The organism is Hydrogenophaga sp. (assembly GCF_051007235.1).
Lineage (GTDB): Bacteria > Pseudomonadota > Gammaproteobacteria > Burkholderiales > Burkholderiaceae_C > Hydrogenophaga.
The window spans coordinates 1-6,064 of record NZ_JBPCSJ010000216.1; the positions used below are offsets into that span (position 1 = coordinate 1).

Below are 6,064 nucleotides of genomic sequence, written 5' to 3' on the forward strand. Positions count from 1 at the left end.
ATTCGAACTCGCGACCTCAACCTTGGCAAGGTTGCGCTCTACCAACTGAGCTATTCCCGCACACTTCTAACGTTTGGTGAAGTTCGTCAGAAGCTGAAATTATAGCGCAAAAAACGCAGGTTTTTCAAGTCCCCCGCATTTTCTCATCAGTGCTTCACAGCGTCCGGTGCAGGCACCGGTGTGCGGCCTGCTGCAGCTGCCAGCTGTGCGGCCACCTCTTCGTCGGTCAGCGGCACCGGCTGGCGTTCCAGTGCGATGGCCAGCACCTTGTCGATCCATTTCACCGGCACGATCTCCAGGCCTTGCTTGACATTGTCGGGAATGTCGGCCAGGTCCTTGACGTTCTCTTCCGGGATGATCACGGTCTTGATACCGCCACGCAGCGCCGCCAGCAACTTTTCCTTGAGACCCCCAATGGCCGTGACTTCGCCCCGCAAGGTGATCTCACCCGTCATGGCCACATCCGCACGCACCGGAATACCGGTCAGCGAAGACACCAGGGCCGTCGTCATCGCAGCGCCCGCGCTGGGGCCATCCTTGGGCGTTGCACCATCGGGCACGTGGATGTGGATGTCGCGCTTATCGAACATCTCGTCCTTGATGCCCAGCATGTGCGCACGGCTGCGCACCACCGTGCGGGCGGCTTCCACCGACTCCTTCATCACATCGCCCAGCGAACCGGTGCGGGTGATGACGCCCTTGCCGGGCATGATGGCGACCTCGATGGTCAGCAGATCGCCACCCACCTCGGTCCAGGCCAGCCCGACCACCTGGCCCACCTGGTTCTGTTGCTCGGCACGGCCATAGGTGTACTTGCGAACGCCCAGGAAGTCGCTCAAATTCTCGGCTGTGACCTTCACCGTGGGCGTGTACTTCTTGAGCAGCAGACCTTTGACCACCTTGCGGCAGATCTTGGAGAGCTCACGCTCCAGCGAGCGCACGCCGGCTTCACGGGTGTAATAGCGCACGATGTCGCGCACCGCCTCGTCGCTGACCTCCATCTCGCCGTCGCGGATGCCGTTGTTCTTGACCTGCTTGGGCAGCAGGTAGCGGATGGCGATGTTGGTCTTCTCGTCCTCGGTGTAACCCGAGAGGCGGATCACCTCCATCCGGTCCAGCAACGCCGGCGGGATGTTCATCGAGTTCGAGGTCGCCACGAACATCACATCGGACAGATCGAAATCGACCTCGACGTAATGGTCCGCGAAGGTGTGGTTCTGTTCAGGATCCAGCACCTCCAGCAATGCTGCCGACGGGTCACCACGGAAATCGGTGCCCAGCTTGTCGATCTCGTCCAGCAGGAACAGCGGGTTGCGCGTGCCGACCTTGGACAGGCTCTGCAGCACCTTGCCGGGCATGGCGCCGATGTAGGTGCGACGGTGGCCACGGATCTCGGCTTCGTCGCGCATGCCGCCCAGCGCCATGCGCACGTACTTGCGCCCCGTGGCCTTGGCCACGGACTGACCGAGCGAAGTCTTGCCCACACCCGGCGGGCCGACCAGGCACAGGATCGGCGCCTTGACCTTGTCCACGCGCTGCTGCACCGCGAGGTATTCGAGGATGCGGTCCTTGACCTTGTCCAGACCGTAATGGTCTTCGTTGAGCACATCCTCAGCGTGCGCCAAGTCGTGCTTGATCTTGGTCTTCTTGCTCCAGGGCAATGCCACCAGCGCATCGATGTAGTTGCGCACCACGGTGGCTTCGGCCGACATGGGCGACATGAGCTTGAGCTTCTTGAACTCGGCTTCGGCTTTCTTGCGGGCCTCGGCGGGCATCTTGGCGAGTTTGATCTTCTTCTCGATCTCCTCGATGTCGGCGCCCTCTTCGCCTTCACCGAGTTCCTTCTGGATCGCCTTCACCTGCTCGTTGAGGTAGAAGTCGCGCTGGTTCTTCTCCATCTGGCGTTTGACGCGGCCACGGATCTTCTTGTCGACGTTGAGGATGTCGACCTCACGCTCGAGCTGCTCGAACAGGTTTTCCAGGCGCTTGTTCACCGGGTCGAGGTCCAGCACCACCTGCTTGGATTCGAGCTTGAGCGGCAGGTGCGCGGCGATGGTGTCGGCCAGGCGGCCCGGGTCGTCGATGCTGGAGATCGAGGTCAAGATCTCGGAAGGGATCTTCTTATTGAGCTTGACGTACTGGTCGAACTGCTGCATCACCGCCCGGCGCAGGGCTTCCAGTTCGGTGGCATGCGCTTCAGAGCGCTCCTGCACCGGATCGACTGGTGCCACGCTGGCCACGAAATGGCTCTCGCCGTCGCGGATGGCCAGAACCTTGGCGCGCTGAACACCTTCGACCAACACCTTGACGGTGCCGTCGGGCAGCTTGAGCATTTGCAGGATGGTGGCGACGCAGCCCATTTCGAACATGTCGTCGGTGGACGGCTCGTCCTTGGCGGCGGCCTTTTGTGCCACCAGCATGATGCGGCGCTCGGCCTCCATGGCCGATTCCAGCGCCTTGATGCTCTTGGGGCGCCCCACGAACAAGGGGATGACCATGTGCGGGAAGACCACCACATCGCGCAGGGGCAACAGGGGCAGATCGACCGGCGTGCTGGGCAGTGGGATTTGTCCGGACATGTGTGAACCTCAACAGAATGGGCTGGGAGGCGGGGCCCGTGAAGGACCGCCCGAACCCGGATGCAACGAAAGACCGCTCAGGCCTGCTTGGCCGCTTCGCGGTACACCAGCAGAGGCGCCTTGTTTTCTTCGATGGTGGACTCGTCCACCACCACTTTTTCCACGTTGCTCATGCCTGGCAGATCGAACATGGTGTCGATCAGCGCGTTTTCCAGTATCGAACGCAGACCACGTGCACCGGTCTTGCGCGCCAGCGCCTTGCGGGCGATGGCCTTGAGGGCGGCAGGCCGCACTTCAAGTTCGGCGCCCTCCATGGACAGCAGGCGCGCAAACTGTTTAACCACTGCGTTCTTGGGTTCGGTGAGGATTTCGACCAGCGCCTCTTCACTGAGTTCCGTCAGGCTAGCGATGACAGGCAAACGCCCCACCAGTTCGGGAATCAGGCCGAACTTGATCAGGTCCTCGGGTTCGATGTCCTTGAAGGACTCGGTCAGGCTGCGCTGCTGTTTGCTCTTGACCACGGCGCCGAAGCCCATACCAGAGGCCTCGGTGCGGTTCTCGATGATCTTTTCCAGACCTGCGAAAGCACCGCCGCAGATGAACAGGATATTGGTGGTGTCGACCTGCAGGAAGTCCTGGTTGGGGTGCTTGCGCCCGCCTTGCGGCGGCACGCTGGCCATGGTGCCTTCCACCAGCTTGAGCAAGGCCTGTTGCACGCCCTCGCCCGACACATCGCGGGTGATGGAGGGGTTGTCGGACTTGCGCGTGATCTTGTCGATTTCGTCGATATAGACGATACCCTGCTGGGCCCGCTCCACGTCGTAGTTGCAGCTCTGCAGCAGCTTGGCAACGATGTTTTCCACGTCCTCACCCACGTAGCCGGCTTCGGTCAGCGTGGTGGCGTCGGCCATCACAAACGGCACGTTGAGCATGCGCGCCATGGTCTGCGCCAGCAGCGTCTTGCCCGAACCCGTGGGGCCGATCAGCAGGATGTTGCTCTTGGCCAGTTCCACGTCGTCCTTGCGGGCGCTCTGCTTGTGGCGCAGGCGCTTATAGTGGTTGTAGACCGCTACCGCCAGCGCGCGCTTGGCAAGGTCCTGGCCGATCACATAGTGATCCAGGTTGGACTTGAGTTGCGCCGGCGTGGGCAGCTCATCGCCCTGCGCCTTGACGGCGTCCAGGCCGGGCAGCTCGTCGCGGATGATGTCGTTGCACAGCTCGATGCATTCGTCGCAGATGAACACCGAGGGGCCGGCGATCAGCTTCTTGACCTCGTGCTGGCTCTTGCCACAAAACGAGCAGTAGAGCGCTTTTTCACTGGAGGCGGCTTTTTTGTCGGCCATGGAAGGGGGTCGGGTAGACGGTAAGTGGGCGCGAGAACAATGATATTCCAACGCCCCATGGGGGCAAACGCCCGAAAAGCACGCCTTTTGGCGCGAATGCGGGCGTTGGGAGCGTGTTTTGCAGGCTTGGGCGGTCGATCAGGCCGCGCGCTTGTCGATCACTTTGTCGATCAGGCCGTACTCGGCCGACTCGGCGGCCGACAGGTAGTAGTCACGCTCGGTGTCGCGTTCGATCTTCTCCAGCGGTTGCCCGGTGCGCTCGGCCAGGATCTTGTTGAGCTGCTCGCGGGTCTTGAGGATTTCGCGTGCGTGGATCTCGATCTCGGTGGCCTGGCCCTGCGTGCCGCCCAGCGGCTGGTGGATCATGACCTTGGAGTTCGGCAGTGCAAAACGTTTGCCCTTGGCGCCCGCGGCCAGCAGGAAGGCCCCCATGCTCGCGGCCATGCCGGTGCACAGCGTGGACACGTCCGGCTTGATGAAATTCATGGTGTCGAAAATCGCCATCCCGGCGCTCACCGAACCACCGGGCGAGTTGATGTAGAAGGAGATGTCCTTGTCCGGGTTTTCGCTCTCCAGGAACAGCAACTGGGCCACCACCAGATTGGCCGACTGGTCGTTGACCGGCCCCACCAAAAAGATCACGCGCTCTTTGAGCAGGCGCGAGTAGATGTCGTATGCGCGTTCACCGCGGCCCGACTGTTCGATGACCATGGGCACCATGCCCAAACCCTGAATGTCCATTGCGCTCATGCGTTTCTCCGTGTGATGCGTTGCGATGTGACGTTACTGTAACCAACCCGGCAAGGCCGCCACGGCGTGTCGGGCTTCAGCCCTGGGTGCATATGGCGCACTGGCGCCCGAACGCAAGGCTTCGACGCAAAAAAGGGCGGATCACTCCGCCCTTTGGTTCGGAAGGTCCGATTCCGATCAGGCCTGGCCCATCAGTTCGTCAAAGCCGATGACCTTGTCGGTGATCTTGGCCTTGGACAGCACGAAGTCGGTCACGTTGTTCTCGATCACGATCGCCTCGACTTCGGCCATGCGGCGGTTGTCGCTGGTGTACCAGCGCACCACGTCCGCCGGCTTCTCGTAGGAAGCCGCCAGCTCTTCGATATGGGCCTTGATCTGGTCGGGCGTGGCGTGCAGTTCGTTGGTGCGCACCAGCTCGGCCACCACCAGACCCAGGCGCACGCGGCGCTCGGCCTGGGGACGGAACAGCTCTTCGGGGATCGGCGCCTTGTCGGCATCCTTCACGCCGCGTTGCTTCAGGTCGGCGCGGGCGCCTTCGACCAGGCGGTCGGCCTCGGCCTGCACGATGGACTTGGGCAGGTCCAGCTCGGCAGCAGCGGCCAGCGCATCCATGGCCGCCTGCTTGTTGCGGGCCAGCACGCGCTGCTTGACTTCGCGCTCCAGGTTCTTCTTGATGTCGGCGCGCAGGGCTTCAACCGTGCCTTCGGCAATGCCCAGCGACTTGGCCAGGGCTTCGTCCACTTCCGGCAGGTGGGCGGCTTCGATCTTGTTGAGCGTCACCAGGAAGTCGGCGGTCTTGCCGGCCACTTCCTTGCCGTGGTAGTCCGCCGGGAAGGCCAGCGGGAAGGTCTTGGACTCGCCCGACTTCATGCCGCGCACGGCGTCTTCGAATTCCTTGAGCATCTGGCCATCGCCGACGATGAACTGGAAGCCTTCGGCCTTGCCGCCTTCGAACGGCTCGCCGTCGATCTTGCCGGCGAAGTCGATGGTCACGCGGTCGGTGTCCACGGCTGCCTGGTCGGCGGCGCGCTGGGCAAAGCTGCGGCGCTGCTTGCGCAAGATGTCCAGCGTGCGGTCGATGGCGGCGTCGGTCACTTCGGCAGAGACTTTCTCCACTTCGGCGGCCGAGAGGTCGCCGATCTTGACGTCGGGGTACACCTCGAACACGGCGTCAAAGGTCAGTTCGCCTTCGGCAGCGCCTTCTTTTTCGGTGATCTTGGGCTGGCCGGCCACGCGCAGCTGGGCTTCGTTGGCGGCGGCGGCAAAAGCCTCGCCCACCTTGTCGTTCATGACCTCGTAGTGCACCGAATAGCCATAGCGCTGGGCCACGACGTTCATCGGTACCTTGCCCGGACGGAAGCCGTCCATCTTGACGGTACGCGCCAGCTTCTT

4 protein-coding genes are annotated in these 6,064 nt (G+C 62.5%); all 4 read right to left on the reverse strand.

The features are described 5' to 3' along the window. Nucleotides 1-146: 146 nt before the first annotated feature. Complete coding sequence (gene lon / locus ACR2JA_RS07810) at nucleotides 147-2,579, reverse strand: endopeptidase La (protein ID WP_434008531.1); 2,433 nt, start codon at nucleotides 2,577-2,579, stop codon at nucleotides 147-149. Between the two features lie 77 nt (nucleotides 2,580-2,656). Continuing rightward, entirely contained in the window at nucleotides 2,657-3,922 is a 1,266-nt protein-coding gene (gene clpX, locus ACR2JA_RS07815) for an ATP-dependent Clp protease ATP-binding subunit ClpX (RefSeq protein WP_434008532.1), read from the reverse strand. Nucleotides 3,923-4,060: 138 nt separating this feature from the next. Next, nucleotides 4,061-4,672, reverse strand: coding sequence for an ATP-dependent Clp endopeptidase proteolytic subunit ClpP (gene clpP / locus ACR2JA_RS07820; RefSeq protein ID WP_434008533.1), 612 nt, complete (start codon nucleotides 4,670-4,672; stop codon nucleotides 4,061-4,063). 177 nt (nucleotides 4,673-4,849) lie between these two features. Next, nucleotides 4,850-6,064 (reverse strand): trigger factor (tig, locus tag ACR2JA_RS07825; RefSeq protein ID WP_434008534.1); only part of this gene is annotated, 1,215 nt, incomplete at its 5' end.